The organism is Gemmatimonadaceae bacterium, from assembly GCA_035533755.1.
GTDB lineage: Bacteria > Gemmatimonadota > Gemmatimonadetes > Gemmatimonadales > Gemmatimonadaceae > JAGWRI01.
The window spans coordinates 131,448-146,320 of the sequence record DATLTC010000067.1 but is presented as its reverse complement, the minus strand read 5'-3'; the positions used below and the strand labels follow the sequence as shown (position 1 = coordinate 146,320).

General features: G+C 68.8%; 13 protein-coding genes and 1 tRNA gene. 12 read left to right on the top strand and 2 right to left on the bottom strand.

Annotated features, from left to right (window positions below; translation table 11 throughout):
* The 7 genes from VNE60_10980 to hemQ all read left to right on the top strand — a co-directional run.
* Nucleotides 1-304, top strand: a 304-nt coding sequence (locus VNE60_10980; GenBank protein ID HVB32039.1) for a hypothetical protein, incomplete at its 5' end; no start/stop codon positions are given.
* A gap of 88 nt (nt 305-392) precedes the next feature.
* The gene (gene mgtA / locus VNE60_10975) at nt 393-2,993 is read left to right on the top strand and encodes a magnesium-translocating P-type ATPase (protein HVB32038.1); all 2,601 of its coding nucleotides are present in this window, start codon (nt 393-395) and stop codon (nt 2,991-2,993) included.
* Between the two features lie 78 nt (nt 2,994-3,071).
* The gene (locus VNE60_10970; protein HVB32037.1) at nt 3,072-3,545 is read left to right on the top strand and encodes a cupredoxin domain-containing protein; all 474 of its coding nucleotides are present in this window, start codon (nt 3,072-3,074) and stop codon (nt 3,543-3,545) included.
* Nucleotides 3,546-3,570: 25 nt separating this feature from the next.
* Complete coding sequence (locus VNE60_10965) at nt 3,571-4,443, top strand: FkbM family methyltransferase (GenBank protein ID HVB32036.1); 873 nt, start codon at nt 3,571-3,573, stop codon at nt 4,441-4,443.
* A 93-nt stretch (nt 4,444-4,536) separates the two neighbouring features.
* A complete protein-coding gene (locus VNE60_10960; GenBank protein ID HVB32035.1) occupies nt 4,537-6,057 on the top strand; it encodes an amidohydrolase family protein in 1,521 nt (506 codons plus the stop codon).
* Nucleotides 6,054-7,316, top strand: a complete 1,263-nt coding sequence (locus VNE60_10955) for an aminotransferase class I/II-fold pyridoxal phosphate-dependent enzyme (protein HVB32034.1) — start codon at nt 6,054-6,056, stop codon at nt 7,314-7,316. The genes VNE60_10960 and VNE60_10955 overlap by 4 nt, the downstream gene beginning before the upstream one ends.
* Nucleotides 7,316-8,149 carry a hydrogen peroxide-dependent heme synthase gene (hemQ, locus tag VNE60_10950; GenBank protein ID HVB32033.1) on the top strand — a complete coding sequence of 278 codons (834 nt, stop codon included), beginning with the start codon at nt 7,316-7,318 and terminating at the stop codon, nt 8,147-8,149. The genes VNE60_10955 and hemQ overlap by 1 nt, the downstream gene beginning before the upstream one ends.
* On the opposite strand, the gene VNE60_10945 is transcribed toward hemQ, so the two are convergent.
* Nucleotides 8,146-9,909 (bottom strand): chloride channel protein, encoded by a 1,764-nt coding sequence (locus tag VNE60_10945; GenBank protein HVB32032.1) that lies wholly within the window; start codon nt 9,907-9,909, stop codon nt 8,146-8,148. The genes hemQ and VNE60_10945 overlap by 4 nt on opposite strands.
* Nucleotides 9,910-10,140: 231 nt before the next feature.
* Between VNE60_10945 and VNE60_10940 the strand changes: the two genes are divergently transcribed.
* The 4 genes from VNE60_10940 to VNE60_10925 all read left to right on the top strand — a co-directional run bounded on the left by VNE60_10940 (nt 10,141) and on the right by VNE60_10925 (nt 11,971).
* On the top strand, nt 10,141-10,656 hold the full coding sequence (locus tag VNE60_10940) for a plastocyanin/azurin family copper-binding protein (GenBank protein ID HVB32031.1): 516 nt from the start codon (nt 10,141-10,143) through the stop codon (nt 10,654-10,656).
* 128 nt (nt 10,657-10,784) lie between these two features.
* Complete coding sequence (locus tag VNE60_10935) at nt 10,785-11,294, top strand: GNAT family N-acetyltransferase (protein HVB32030.1); 510 nt, start codon at nt 10,785-10,787, stop codon at nt 11,292-11,294.
* Nucleotides 11,295-11,360: 66 nt separating this feature from the next.
* Nucleotides 11,361-11,639: a hypothetical protein gene (locus VNE60_10930; protein ID HVB32029.1), complete on the top strand. Its 279-nt coding sequence runs from the start codon at nt 11,361-11,363 to the stop codon at nt 11,637-11,639.
* Nucleotides 11,640-11,897: 258 nt separating this feature from the next.
* Nucleotides 11,898-11,971: transfer RNA gene (locus VNE60_10925), tRNA-Pro, on the top strand.
* Nucleotides 11,972-12,033: 62 nt separating this feature from the next.
* Here the strand turns inward: VNE60_10925 and VNE60_10920 are convergent.
* Nucleotides 12,034-14,091: a prolyl oligopeptidase family serine peptidase gene (locus VNE60_10920; GenBank protein HVB32028.1), complete on the bottom strand. Its 2,058-nt coding sequence runs from the start codon at nt 14,089-14,091 to the stop codon at nt 12,034-12,036.
* Between the two features lie 167 nt (nt 14,092-14,258).
* Between VNE60_10920 and VNE60_10915 the strand changes: the two genes are divergently transcribed.
* Nucleotides 14,259-14,798, top strand: coding sequence for a hypothetical protein (locus VNE60_10915; protein HVB32027.1), 540 nt, complete (start codon nt 14,259-14,261; stop codon nt 14,796-14,798).
* The last annotated feature ends 75 nt before the right edge of the window (nt 14,799-14,873 follow it).

Genomic DNA, 14,873 nt, shown 5'->3' with positions numbered 1-14,873 from the left:
CGCCGATGCCTCGTACTGGGTGCTGGGCGACATGCCCGCACTCGAGTTGATGGACCATGTGACCTACGGTCGGGGGCTGGGCCCGTCGTTGGGCGAGGGCCGGTGGTCGGTGCTCGCCTCGGCGTCGGGCTCGAGCCAGGTGATCAGGAACGTGGATCCGCCGGTGTCCGCCGGCGTGAGCCTGGGGTATCGTCATTCGACGGCACAGTCGCTCACGGCGGGCGTCAACTTCGGGCTGACCGAATCGGCGCCCAAGGTCTCGGCGACGATCGGGTGGCGGATCTTGCTCCTGGGCACCCCATAGTCCCGCCGGGCGCGTGACGGCCCCCGGGGTTCATGCTACTATCCATGCCACGCGCGCACTCCGCTCGGTATGGTAGGACGCCTCCAGGGTGAGCCCCCAGAGTAAGCACGCACCGCCCGCCATTCACATCGCGCCGCTCCTCGCCGAGGTAGCGGTGCTGGATGCTCCCGGGGCCCTGGCTCGCCTCGGGAGCGATTCGCAGGGACTGAGCGAAGCGGAGGCGGCGGCTCGCCTCGTGGCCGAGGGGCCCAATCAGATTGCCGAGTCCGAGCACGTCACCTGGTGGCAGCGGGTGCTGCGCGCGCTGCGCAATCCGCTCGTCATCCTGCTCGCCGTGCTCGCGTCGGTGTCCGTGGCCACGGGCGATCCGCGAGCGGCGTCGATCATCGGAGTGATGATCGTGATCGGCGTCTCGCTGCGATTCGTGCAGGAGGCGCGGGCCGATCGCGCGGCCGACGCGCTCAAGGCGATGATCCACGTGACGGCCACGGCTGTCCGCGATGGCGAGGCGCGTGAGATCCCGTTGCGCGAGATCGTGCGTGGCGACGTGGTGCAGCTCGCGGCCGGCGACATGATCCCGGCCGACCTCCGCGTGCTCACGGCCCGCGATCTGTTCGTGAACCAGGCCAGCCTCACCGGCGAGTCGCTGCCCGTGGAGAAGTTCCCGGCCCCCGTGGTGGCCGGGACCGCGTCCGCTTCGGCGGTGGACTGGCCCGATCTCTGCTTTCTGGGCACGAGCGTGGCCAGCGGCGCCGCCACCGGCGTCGTGGCGGCCACCGGCCCCCGCACGTACTTCGGGAGCCTGGCCGGCGCGCTGGCCGATCCCGAGGAGGAGACGAGCTTCGAGCGCGGCGTGAGCGGCTTTACCTGGCTCATGATCCGCTTCATGGCCGTGATGGTGCCGCTGGTGTTCCTGATCAACGGCGTGACCGGGCATGGGTGGCGCGAGGCCTTCGTGTTCGCGCTCGCCGTGGCGGTGGGGCTCACGCCCGAGATGCTGCCGATGATCGTGTCGGTGTGCCTGTCGCGTGGGGCGGTGGCGATGTCGCGCAAGCAGGTGATCGTCAAACGGCTGGCCGCCATCCAGAACTTCGGGGCCATGGACGTGCTGTGCACCGACAAGACCGGCACGCTCACCATGGACCTTGTGACCCTGCAGCACCATTGCGACGTGGCCGGCCAGGAGAGCGAGCGGGTGCTGCTCGATGCCCTGCTGGTGAGCCACTTCCAGACCGGGCTGCGCAACCTGCTCGACCGGGCGGTGGTGCGATTCGCCGACGAGCACGGCACGAAGATCCCCGCCGGCTACGCGTTGCTGGACGAGTTGCCGTTCGATTTCGTGCGCAAGATGATGTCGGTGCTCGTGGCCACGCCCGAGGGCACGCGCCGGCTGCTCGTGAAGGGCGCCCCCGACGATGTGCTGGGGCGCTGCACGGCGTTCGAGGCGGCGGGCGCGGTGACGCCCATCGACCAGACGGTACTCACCCAGGTGCGCGGCGCGTACGAACGGCTGAGCGCCGACGGATTCCGCGTGCTCGCGGTGGCGACGCGCGACGTGCCGGCGCGCGAGCACTACACCACGGCGGACGAGTGCGACCTGGTGCTCGTGGGGTACGTGGCGTTTCTCGATCCGCCCAAGGAGAGCGCCGGCCCCGCGATTGCCGCCCTCCGCCAGCACGGCGTGACCGTCAAGGTGCTCACGGGCGACAATGAAGTCGTCACGGCGTGCGTGTGCCGCCAGGTGGGGCTGCCCGCCGAGGCTCCGCTGCTCGGGCCCGCCATCGATGCGATGAGCGACGACGCCCTCGGCGCGGCCGTGGAGCGGACCAGCGTCTGCGCGCATCTGTCGCCGGCGCACAAGCAGCGGATCATCCAGGTACTGCGCGCGCGCGGGCACGTGGTGGGATACCTCGGCGACGGCATCAACGATGCGCCGGCGCTGCGCGCCGCGGACGTGGGCCTGTCGGTGGATTCGGCCGTGGACGTGGCCAAGGAATCGGCGGACATCATCCTCATGGAGAAGAGCCTGCTCGTGCTCGACGACGGCGTGCAGGAGGGGCGCAAGGTATTCGCCAACATCCTCAAGTACGTGCGCATGGGGGCGAGCTCGAACTTCGGCAACATGTTCAGCGTCATCGGGGCGAGCGCTGTGCTGCCGTTCCTGCCGATGGCGCCCATCCAGGTGCTGACCAACAACCTGCTCTACGACGTCTCGCAGGTGCCGATTCCGGGGGACCACGTGGACCCGGAGCAGGTGGTGGCGCCGCATCCGTGGTCGGTGGACCGGATCCGGCGGTTCATCCTGGTGGTCGGGCCCATCAGCTCGGTGTTCGACTACACGACGTTCGCCGTGATGTGGTTCGTGTTCGGGGCGCGGGACGGGGCGCACGCGGCCCTGTTCCAGACGGGCTGGTTCGTGGAGTCGCTGATGACGCAGACCCTGATCATCCACGTGATTCGCACGCGCAAGATCCCGTTCCTGCAGAGCCGCGCGAGCTGGCAGTTGATGGCCACGACGCTGCTGGTGATGGCGATCGGGGCGTGGCTGCCGGTGTCGCCGTTCGCGGCCTCGCTGGGCCTGACCCGGCTGCCGTCGGCGTACTGGGGCTATCTGGCGGTGACGCTGGTGTGCTACCTCGGCGTGACGCAGGGCGCCAAGACCCTGCTGGCGCGCAGAGGCTGGATCTAGCGCCGGCGGCCGGCAGGCGGCCTTGTCTGTACGCGTCCCGAGGGTAGTGTTGTCTCGTCCAGATCCGGAAGCGCGATCATGCCGTCCGTCCGTCCCGTTCTCATGGTGTTCGTTGCCGCCGCGCTCACGGCTTGCGCCGCGGAGCCGAAGGCGCCGCCCCCTCCGGCCTACGCACCGCACGCGCGCTACGTGACGGTGACCACCGTGGCGCTGATGGTCAAGGAAGACGCCGGCGTCCTGCCATTCCTGAAGAAGGACTTTGCCAAGGGCGGAGTGCTCGACGGCAAGGAGGTGTACGGCTTCGAGCCGAGCACGATCACCGTCGTGGCCGGCGACACGATCCACTTTCACTTCGTGAATCCGGAAGACGACGAACACAACTTCGTGCTGCACGATCTGTTCGTGAAGTTGCCGGGCCAGACGGTGGTGGACACCACCTACGTGGCCCGGGCGCCCGGGATCTACGACTTTGCGTGCGCCATCCCGGCTCACCTGCCGATGATGCACGGCCAGCTGGTGGTGTTGAGTCCGTCCGCGGTGAGCGCCCAGTGACGTCCGTCCGGCGGAGTCGCCGCGCATGATGTTCCTGTCGCGCGGGCTCCGCGATCGGTTCCGGCGCATCCTCCCGGAATTCATCAAACGTCCATTGCGCGGGCGCCTGTACGGCTTCGTCCCCGCGCGCTCGGCGCTGCGCGCGGCCATCCACGAGGCGGCCGGCGGCAGCATCGTGACGGTGAACGGCTCGGTGGAGCTGCGGGTGCCGGCCAGCGCGCTGCCCGACGTGCGGTACCATCTGGTGGACAACGGCGAATCCATGGATGAGATCGCCAACCTGCTCCAGGTGGCGCGCGAGCCGGGCGGGCTCCTGTTCGACGTGGGCGGCCACAAGTCGCTGCTGTCCGAACTGTTCTGCCTGGCGTCGCCGCGGAACCGCGCGATCAGCTACGAGCCGTCGCCCTCGCTCCGGCGCGATGCGGCCCAGATCCGGTCCCTCAATGGTCTCGACGACCGGCTGGTGCTGAGCGCCAACGCGATTGGCGACCGGTCGTGTCGCGTGGCCGGGTACGTGGATGGCAACGGGCTGATCGCGTTCGGCGACGCGCCAACTCCCGCCGCCGCGATCCCCGTGGAGTTCACCACCCTCGACGCCGAATGCGACCGGCTGGGGGTGAGCCCCGAGGTCGTGAAGATCGACATCGAGGGGTTCGAGGACCAGGCGCTGGCCGGCGCCGAGCGCCTGCTGGCCGAGCACCCGCCCATCCTGCTGCTGGAATTTCACCTGGATCTGCTGGAGCAGCGCGGCGTTCGCCCCCGCGACCTGCTGGCCGGCCTGGAGCGTCGCGGCTACGGCTTCTTCAGCACCACCGGCCGGCGCCTGTCGGCCCGCGACGTGTACGGGTCGGCACGGGCGGTGATGCGGTTCATGGCTCGGCCGGCCTCGGCGCGGTAGACATTTGGCGCGGCGGCCGCCGCCGCTTCCATCGCGGGCCCGGATTGCGCATTTTCCGAATGCCGTCCTCACCCTCCGCCCCCGGGTCCCCTCATGCGTTCCTCCCTCATCGCGCTCGCCGGCGCGTTGGCTTTCGTGTGCACGGCCGGCGCCCAGACCTACTCGCCCTCCAGCGGCGTGCGCTACCATCGTCTGCTCATCCGCAACGCGCTGCTCATCGACGGCGCCGGCAACCCCACGCGCGGCCCGGTGGACATCGTCGTCGAGGGAAAGACGATCACCGGCGTGTACGCCGCGCACCCGGTGGCCGAGTCGGGGAGCGCCATGCCCACGCTGGACGGCGGCAACTTCGACCGCGTGATCGACGCCACCGGCATGTACGTGATGCCGGGCATCATCGACGTGCACTCGCACATCCAGTTCGACCGCGGCGGCATCCCGATGCCGCACGACTACGAGTTCAAGCTGCTGCTCGCCCACGGCATCACCACCATCCGCGATCCCGGTTCGATGCAGGGCCCCGACACGATCGTCCACTACGCCAAGCTCTCGGACGAGAATCTCATCTCGGCGCCGACGATCATCCCGTACGTGGTGGTGCAGTCGGAGTACCCCGACTCGGTGCGGGCCCAGGTCCGCCATGTGAAGGCCATCGGCGGCAAGGGGCTCAAGGTGTTCATCAACCGGCCCGACGTGTGGGACGCGATCTCCGACGAGGCCCACAAGCTGGGGCTGCCCATCGCCACCGACATGAAGATCCAGGAGACCGACGCCATCCGGGCGTCGCAGCTCGGGGTGGCCTCCATCGAGCACTGGTACGGCATTCCCGACGCGGCCACGCCGGGCCCGCAGAACTTTCCCGACTACTACAACTACGACAACGAGGCCGACCGCTTCCGTTGGGGCGGCGACATCTGGCGCCAGGCCGATCCGGCCCGGCTGTCGGCGGTACTCGACACCATGCTCGCGCATCACGTGACCTGGGACCCGACGTTCGCGATCTACGAGGCGAACCGGGATCTGGGCAAGGCGCAGAACGAACCCTGGTTCAGGGACTACGCGCTGCCGGCCATGTTGAAGTTCTACCAGCCGAACCCCGGCGCCCACGGCTCCTACCAGGCCGACTGGACCACCGCCGACGAGGTGATGTGGCGCAACAACTACCGCATCTGGATGCACTGGGTGCGCGAGTACGCGGCGCGCGGCGGCAACGTGACGGTAGGCTCCGACGCGGGGTTCATCTATGCGTTGTACGGGTTCACGACGATTCGCGAGATGGAGATGCAGCAGGAGGCGGGGTTCCACCCGCTGGAGGTGATCCAGCACGCCACCTCCAACGGCGCCAAGCTGCTGGGGCTGCCGCGCACCGGCGTGGTGCGCACCGGGTTCGACGCCGACCTCGCGATCGTGGACGGCAATCCGCTGCACAACATGAAGGTGCTGTACGCCCTGGGCATGGACGTGCCGGGTCCGGACGGCAAGCTCGTGCACCGTGGGGGCGTGCGGTACACCATCAAGCAGGGCATCGTGTTCGACGACCATCAACTCCTGGCTGACGTGCGCTCCATGGTGCGCCAGGCCAGGGCCAACACCGCAGGGGAGAAGAGTCGATGAGTGTGCGTCTGTCGCAGCTGGCCCAGGGCCTCGTGGGGTCCGAGATCCTGAAGATCGCCGCCGAGGTGCGCGAGCTCGTCGCGCAGGGGCGGCCGCTCTGCAACCTGACGGTGGGCGACTTCTCGCCCACCGAGTTCCAGGTGCCCGAGCGGCTGGCGCGGGGCGTGGCCGACTACGTGGCCAAGGGGCAGACCAACTATCCGCCGTCCAACGGCGTGCTGGAACTGCGCAAGGCGGTGGCGGCGTTCTACAAGCGCGGGCTCGGGCTCGACTACCCGGTGGACGGCATCGTGATCACGTCGGGCGGGCGGCCGGTGATCCACGGCATCTTCCAGACCGTGGTCAATCGGGGCGACCGCGTGGTGTATCCGGTGCCGAGCTGGAACAACAACCACTACACCAGCATCGTCGGTGCCCAGGCGGTGGAGATCGCGTGCGGGGCCGACACCAACTTCCTGCCCACGGCCGCGATGTTGAAGGCGGCGGTGCGGGGCGCCACGCTGCTGTCGCTCAATTCGCCGTCCAACCCCACGGGCACGATGTTCTCGGCCGAGCAGCTGGCCGACATCTGCGATCTGGTGCTTGAGGAGAACGCGCGGCGCGGCCCCGACGACCGGCCGCTGTACGTGTTGTACGACCAGATCTACTGGATGCTCACCTTCGGCGGCGGCCGGCACGTGAATCCGGTGAGTCTGCGGCCGGAGATGGCCAGGTACACGATCTTCGTGGACGGCATCTCCAAGGCGTTCGCGGCCACGGGGCTGCGGGTGGGCTGGGGCGTGGGGCCGTCCGACGTGATAAAGAGCATGGCCGACCTGCTCACGCACATCGGCGCCTGGGCGCCGCGCCCGGAGCAGATGGCCACCGGCGAGTTGCTGTGCGCCCCCGACGACATCAAGGTGTATCACGCCGGAATGCTGGCCGGCATCCAGGAGCGGCTGTCGCTCCTGGCGGGTGGCATCGAGCAGCTCAAGGGCGACGGATTTCCCGTGGAGAGCACCACGCCGCAGGGGGCGATCTACCTCAGCGCCCGGTTCGCGCTGCACGGCAAGCGCACGCCCGAGGGCGAGGTGCTGGGCAGCAACGAGGCCATTCGCCGGTATCTGCTGCATGCGGCGGGTCTGGCGGCGGTGCCCTTCCAGGCGTTCGGGCAGCACGAGGAGACGGGCTGGTTCCGGCTCTCGGCGGGGGCCGTGTCGCCGCAGGACGTGCGGGAGCTGATCCCGCGCCTCAAACACGCGTTGCACGCGTTGGCCTGATGCCCGCGCAGGCGTTGGCGCCCGAGACGCTCGAGGGCTGGTACGTGTTGCAGCAGGCGTTCGCCGTGGATCGCGCGGCGCTGCGCCGGCTGCCCGACGCGGAGTTCGATGCCGCATGGCGCGAGTTCGCCGCCGTGATGGCCGAGCTTGCCGGAGGCGACGGCGCGGATGGGTGGAGCGCGCTCGCGCCCCTCGTCGGGTCGAGAGCCGACGTGCTGGTGATGCACTTCCGGCCCACGCTCGACGCCGTGGGAGCCGCGCAAGCCCGCGTGGCGCAGACGCGCCTGGCGGACTTTCTCACGCCGGTGGAGTTCTTTCTCAGCGTCACCGAGGCCGGGCTGTATTATCTGACGGCGCAGCTGGCGCGCGACGCCGTGGCGCGGGGCGGCAAGGTGGGGGACGACGTCTACAAGGAGGAGCTGAAGAAGCGCGTGGACGCCGAGTTGGCCACCGAACACGTGCAGCGGCGGCTGTATCCGCTGCCGCCGGGCGAACGCATGCCGTACGTGTGCGTGTATCCCATGGACAAGAAGCGCGAGACCGGGCAGAACTGGTACGCGCTGCCCATCGACGAACGCAGCGAACTGATGAAGTGGCACGGCCTCACCGGTCGCAAGTACGCCGGGCGCGTGCTGCAGGTGATCAGCGGGTCGATCGGGCTCGACGTGTGGGAGTGGGCGGTGACCCTGTTCGCCGCCGATCCGCTGGAGTTCAAGAAGATCGTGAGCGAGATGCGGTTCGACGAGGCGAGCGCGAAGTACGGCGAATTCGGGAACTTCTATGTGGGCCGGATCGCCGCGCCCGACGTCTGGGCCCGGGCACTGCGCGCCTAGTTCGCTTCCATCCGGGATCTGGTCACCGCGCGCTCGTACAGGCTGAGCACCTGGCTGCGCGTGATCAGGCCCAGGTAGGCGCCGGCCGGGCCGTCCACCACGGGCACGGCGTCGGCGCCCCGCACGCCCATCTTCCGCACGGCGTCGAGCAGTGAGTCCTGCGGCGTCACCGTTTCGGTGGGGCGCGCCAGGTCCGCCGCCAGGATGAGCTGGGCCAGGTTGCCGGAGTTGGCCGCCACCTCGCCCAGGTCCGCCAACGCCACCACGCCGATCAGGCGCCGCTCGTCGTCGACCACGGGGAACACCAGTTGGTCGCCCCGGCCCAGCGTGTGCAGAAAATCGAGCATCACGGCGCCCTCGGCGAGGACCGCCGCCGCGCGGTCGTAGGCGTCGGCCACGCGCAATCCGGCCAGCGCGTCGCGGTCGGTGCCGTGCTCCAGCCGTTCGCCGCGCCGGCGCAGCCATCCCGTGTAGAGCGAGTCCGGCTCGATGCGCCGGGCCACGACGTGCGCGATCACCACCGTGAGCATGAGCGGCAGCATGATCGCGTAGTCATTGGTCATCTCGAATACCAGCAGGATGCCCGTGATGGGCGCGTCGGTGGCGGCGGCGATCATCGCGCCCATGCCCACCATGGCGTAGGCCTCGGGGTGGAGCCCTCCGGCCGGCCAGGCCGCGGCGAGGGCACTGCCCACGGCGCCCCCGGTGGCCACGCCGATGTACAGCGATGGCGTGAAAACGCCGCCCGAGCCGCCGGAGTTCAGCGTGATGCTCGTGGCGAGGATCTTGCCGATGGCCAGCGCGAGCAGGGCGTACCAGGTGAGCTGGCCGAACACGCTCACGCGCATGGCCAGGTGTCCGTATCCTGCCAGCCGTCCGTGCGAGATCGACACGAGGATGCCCACGAGCAGGCCGCCGAGTGCGGCGGTCATCGCCGGCGAAAGCTTGAGTCGCGCGACGATCTCGCCGGCGCGAAAATAGCCGCGCACGAAGCCGGCCCCCACGATACCGATGATCACCCCGAGCAGTGGGAAGAACACCAGCACCTCGCTCACCCGTCCATAGCCGTACTCTTGCGGGACGGCGAACGCCGGATGGTTGCCGAACACGGCGCGCGACACCACGGCGGCCACCACGCTCGACACCACCACGGGGGCGAATGCGGCGCCGGAGAGCGCGCCGAGTGTTTCTTCGAGGGCAAAGAACGCGCCGGCGAGCGGCGCGTTGAAGGCGGCGCTGATCGCGGCGCCCGTGGCGCACGCCACGAGGACCGTGACGCGGCGCGGCTCGAAGCGGAACCGGCGTCCGAGCCAGGAGGCGATGGCGGCTCCGAGCACCACCACCGGCCCTTCGCTGCCCGCCGAGCCGCCGCTGCCCAGGGTCACGGCGCTGGCCGCGGTGCGGGCCAGGGCGGGCCGGGACGCGATGTACCCGCCGCGGCGCACCACGGCGAGCTGCACGTCGGGCACGTTCATGCCGTCGTGGTCGTGGCCAATGCGGTGCATGATCCACCATGCGCCGGCGAAGCCCAGGGCGGTGATGACCGGCCGGTACGTCTGCACGGTGACCGGCGATACGTACCTGCTCGGCCAACGGTAGAACACGTTGTAGGCGAGGTCGATGCCCTCGTAGAAGCCCACCACTCCCAGCGCGGCCAGGATGCCGACGGCCACGGCAAAGCCGAGGAGGACCGAATTCTCGCTGAACTCCCTGGCGTTGAACCACCGGACGAATTCGTCCCAGCCGATCTGGCCCGCCACGAGGAGGCGGCGGATCCGTTGGCCTGCGAGCGCGCGACCGCTAGATTTTTCCGGGTCTGAGGCCGGCTGGTGCATCGACGGGAGAACTGGGTGCGGCCGTGCGGCGCCAGGCGCCGCCGATCGTTAGATTACTAAGGCTGAGATGACCTGTGTGCTCCAATCTAATCGGATTGCTGCACGCCGGTGCCAATCGGGCCTACCGGCCCGTTCAACCCTGGGGAGGGCATTGAAATGAAGGTTCGTTTTGGACTGGCCGCGGCTGCGGCCGCGCTGTCGCTGGTGATCGTGGGATGCGGCGGTGGCGACAAGGGTGCCGCCACGAAGACTGATACGACGGCTGCCGCGCCTGCCGCGGCGCCTGCGGCTACAGCGACGCCCGCAGCGGGCAGCGCCACGTACATGGCGCCCACGGGCAAGACGTGGGAAGTGAAGATGATCGGCGATGCGCAGGGCTATCGCTTCGATCCCAAGGCGCTGACGATCAAGGTGGGCGACGCGGTGAAGTTCATCATGGTGTCGGGCGGCCCACACGACGTGACGTTCTGGGCGGACAGCATCCCGAGCGCCGCCGTATCGCAGCTCACGGCCAACATGCAGAACTCCACGGCGCCGCTCACCGCGCCGATGACGATCAACCCCAACGACAGCTACACGGTGTCGTTCGCGGGCGTTCCGGCCGGTCTGTACAAGTACTATTGCACGCCGCACCTCGCGATGGGCATGGTCGCGCAGATCACGGTGCAGTAACGGCGGATTGCAGTAGGCAGTAGGCGGTAGGCAGTGAGCAGGCACCCCGTCATCGGCGATCCGGTGGCGGGGCGCTTTGCCTTGCGGCGCCCTGGGTGGCAGCGGTTCGGACTCCGATTCCCACGCATATGGTTGACCTCGCCAACATTCGCATCGTGCGCGCGACGCGCGCGCATCTCCCGGCTCTGGCGGAGCTGTTCTCGGCGTACCGGGAGTTCTACGGATGCACCACCGACTCGCGCCGGGCGCACGAGTTTCTGCTGGAGCGCATTCGCGGTGAGGAGTCGCTGATCCTCATGGCGTTGGAGGGCAGCGGCGCGGCGGAGCGGGCGGTGGGGTTCGTGCAGCTGTATCCGAGCTTCTCGTCGCTGCGCATGGCAAGGATGTGGGTGCTGAACGATTTCTACACGCGTCCGGACTGCCGGCGGCAGGGGGTGGGGCATCTGCTGCTGGGGGCGGCGCGGTCGATGGCGGCGGGGAGCGGGGCCAGCTACATCGAGTTGCTCACGGCGCGCGGCAATCGCGCCGCGCGGCGCGTGTACGAGTCGGTGGGCTACCGGGCGGACCAGCAGTATTGCCGGTACACGCTGGACCTGGCGGGCACGTCCGCCGCCGGCGGGGACGCGGAGAACGTCTGAGCGGAGCGTGGCGCGGGGCGCGCGGCGGCCGGTGAAACGCGGCTGACGCGCGGGCCGTAGGGAGGGGTGCCTATACTCCTCGAGGCTCGCGAGATGTTCACGCTGTTCAGTGCAGTGATCGGGCTCATCGGCGCCGTGGTGCTTGGCGTGCTGTTCCTGCTCGGGCTGCCATTCATCATCATGTTCGTGATTGCGATCGTGGCGTTCGTGCTGCTCGCGGTGGTGTTCGGGCTGGCCATCGGGCTGCTCAAGCTGGCGCTGTTCGTGGTGCTGCCGGTGTTCGTGGTGTTCTGGCTGGTGAAGAATCTGCTAGGACTTGGGCGGGAGCGCAGTTCGGCGCCGTGAGTTGGGAACCCTGGGCGGGAGCGGCGGGTCAGAGGTACGGAAGGTGGCGCTCCCGGTGTGTTTGGGGGGGCAGGTTGGCTGGGTGGGGTATCTGCGTGGACGTGGGGCGGGTATTTCGCCAGGGTGGCCTGTTCGACCGGACTGCGGCGCCGTGGTTGTATGACCGCGGTGCTGGGGTTAGGTTTCGCGTTCTGCCGTTGGAGCCGGGTGGCAGCGTAGTAGTGGTGTGAGCTGCACAGGGACATCCGGAGACACGGACGGGACGTAGCGCAGTCCGGTAGCGCACCTGAATGGGGTTCAGGGGGTCGCGGGTTCGAATCCCGCCGTCCCGATATGATAAGTGAAAGGCCTCCAACGTTTTGGCGTTGGAGGCCTTTCTGCATCTAGCCCGTGCTCACTCGCCGGGCCGCAAATGCTCGCCGAAGAACTGGTCCACGCGCCGCCAGGCGTCCTCGAGCACAAACGCCCGGTCAAAGTAGTGAAATTCCCCAGGGTACATCATGAATTGCACGAGGTCTCCCTTGCCCGCCTTGAGAATCGAGTCGAGCAGCAGCGCGGTCTCCCAGAAGGGCACGTTGACGTCAGCGGTGCCGGCGAGGACGAGCAGCGGGTCCTGCAGCCGCGCGATGCGGGTCGTCACGGCAGCGCGGGCGTAGATGTCCGGATTCTCCTGCGGCGTGCCCATGCGCTGCTGCATCCAGCCCGAGTGGTACGGGTCGAGGTAGTAGTAGCCCGGATTGACCAGCCCGGCGACGTCCACGGCGCAGGCGAACAGCTTGGGCTCGCGCGTGATGGCGGTGAGCGTGAAGTACCCGCCGTAGCTCAGGCCCCAGACGCCGATGCGCTGCGGGTCCACGTAGGGGAGGGTTTTGAGATACGCGCCGGCAAGCCGGGCGTCGGTCGCGTCCTGGCCGCCGACGTCGTGGTAGACGGCCTCGCGCCAGTCGCGGCTGTACCCAATGCTGCCGCGGTAGTCGGGCGCGATGACGATATAGCCCTCTTGCAGCAAATACTGATGGAAGGCGTAATAGACGCCTTCCCTCCGGTCGGGGTGCCAGCCGTCGTAGTTCTGGTTCACGCCATCGGGATGGATCCAGACGATCGCGGCGTGCTTGCGCGATTTGTCGAGATGCGGAGGGAGGAAGAGCCAGGCGGGCACGGACTTGCCGTCGGCGGCGCGATAATGGATCAGCGTGGGCGCGACGAAGTCGTGGCCATTCATGCTGGCCGGCATGGAGTGGGTCAGGCGCAGTGGCGTGCCGCCGGTGGAGGCGACGACATAGAGGTCGGGCGACTGTTGCGCGTCGGTGTGCTGGTAGGCGATGCGGCCATCGTCCGGCGACCAGACGGCATCGATGTTGGTGCCGCGGCCGTGGGTGAGCCAGGCGACGGTGGCGTGGGCGGGTGAGCCGTGCAGGTCGACGACCCCGATCTGGCGGTCGCCGGGGCGGCCGGGTTCATTGGCGTCGAAGGCGATACGGTCGCCGTCATGCGACCACACCGGCCGCCAGGAATCGAAGGCGCCCCGGGTGACCTGGACGGCGGGCCCGCCGTCGGCGGGCATGACGTAAAGCTGATCCCAGCCACTGGTGTCGCTGGCGAAGAGAATCCATTTGCCGTCGGGCGATACCTGGGGCGTGGCGCCGCGGTCAATCATGCTCCAGAACTTGTCCTCATGGTCCACGTGCACCGCGCGCGCCGGGCCGCCGTTGGCATCGAGAAAGTAGATGGTGCGGCTCTTGAAGTCGGGCGCCACATGGCTGACCACCAGCGTGGTGGCGTTGACCCAGCTCGGCGCGCCGTAACCCCCGCTCGGCCCCTGTACCGCCACCGGGGCGCCGCCGGCGAGCGCGGCGACGTAGAGCTGACCGGACACGAACTCGCCGCGGGCGAAGATCAGCTTGTCGCCGACCTCCGGAAAGGTGGTGTCGTGCGGCACGGCATGCGCGCCGACGGTGTAGACGAGGCGGCGACTGTCGGGCGACCATCGCAGGCCGCCGATGTTCTCGGAAGCGCTCGCGACGCTGCTCCCCGCGCCGCCGTCGCGCGGCGTGACGACAAGCTCGAAATCGCCGGCCCGGCGCTCGACGCGGGCGAGAAAGCGGCCATCGGGCGAGGGCGCGGCGCCGCCGACACCGCCGCCGGGTTCACCGGCCGGCGCGCCGGGCACCAGCATGGGTGTACCCGGTTCTTCGGCGTTGACGCGGTAACGGCCGTAGACGCCGCCTGAATCCCAGGTGAACATCAGGCTTCGGCCATCACGCGACCAACGCCAGGCGGATGGGTATTTGATGCCGACGACAGCGGGGATGGTCAGGCGCTGTGCGCCTGCAGGCACCGCGAACAAGAGGAACAGGAACAACCAGGACGTACCAGCGCGTCTCGCGGACGCGGCCAAGGCGAGCTTCGCCTTGAACTCGGGAACATGGGTGCGGCAGGACGGCTTCGACATCGGGGACTCCTCCTCGTGAGTGGCAAACTTCCGCCCGGAGAGCCCGCCTGTCCAGTTGGCTCGCGTGACCGAGGCAGAGCGCGTCCGTCGCGCGTATACTTGTCACGCCGTCGCGCTCCGCGGACCGTCGGCCCGCGGGTGACGATTCTCGATCAAGGAGAGTACTTGTGCGCCTCGCCGTCCTCAGCGGTCTGCTCCTCGCCGTTTCCGCCTTCGGCGCCGGCGCCCAGCAGCCCCGCGCGCCGCAGTTCAAGGCGCTGGACGTTCAGTCCGGGCACTGGGTCTACCGGGGTACCACCGCGCCGCGCCGAGCGGGCGATAAGCCCGGTACGTTCACCTGGGACGAGCACTGCGGCTGGTCCGCGGACCAGCTCTTCCTCATGTGCAGCTTCGACAACGACTGGTCCGGCCAGAAGGTGCAGTCGCTGGTGGTGGATACCTGGAACAGCCGGGACAAGGCCTATTGGCACTACGAGATGTTCGCCGTGGGGGCGAGCGGCGAGAAGCCGTTTGCGTCGAAGATGACCATCCAGGGCGACACGTGGCTCGAGCTCGGAACGGAGATCCGCGGCGGCAAGACAACGTACGAGCGCATCAGCTACGTCTACTCCTCTCCGACGCACGTGACCGTGAAGATCGAGGTGTCGCCGGACAACGAACACTGGACGACCACCTTGGACGGCGTCGGGGTCAAGCAGTCGGAGTAGCGCCTGCTCCGGTGACGGTTTCAGGCGAGACCTAGCCCGTTGATGGGGGTCAGGGGGTCGCGGGTTCGAATATTG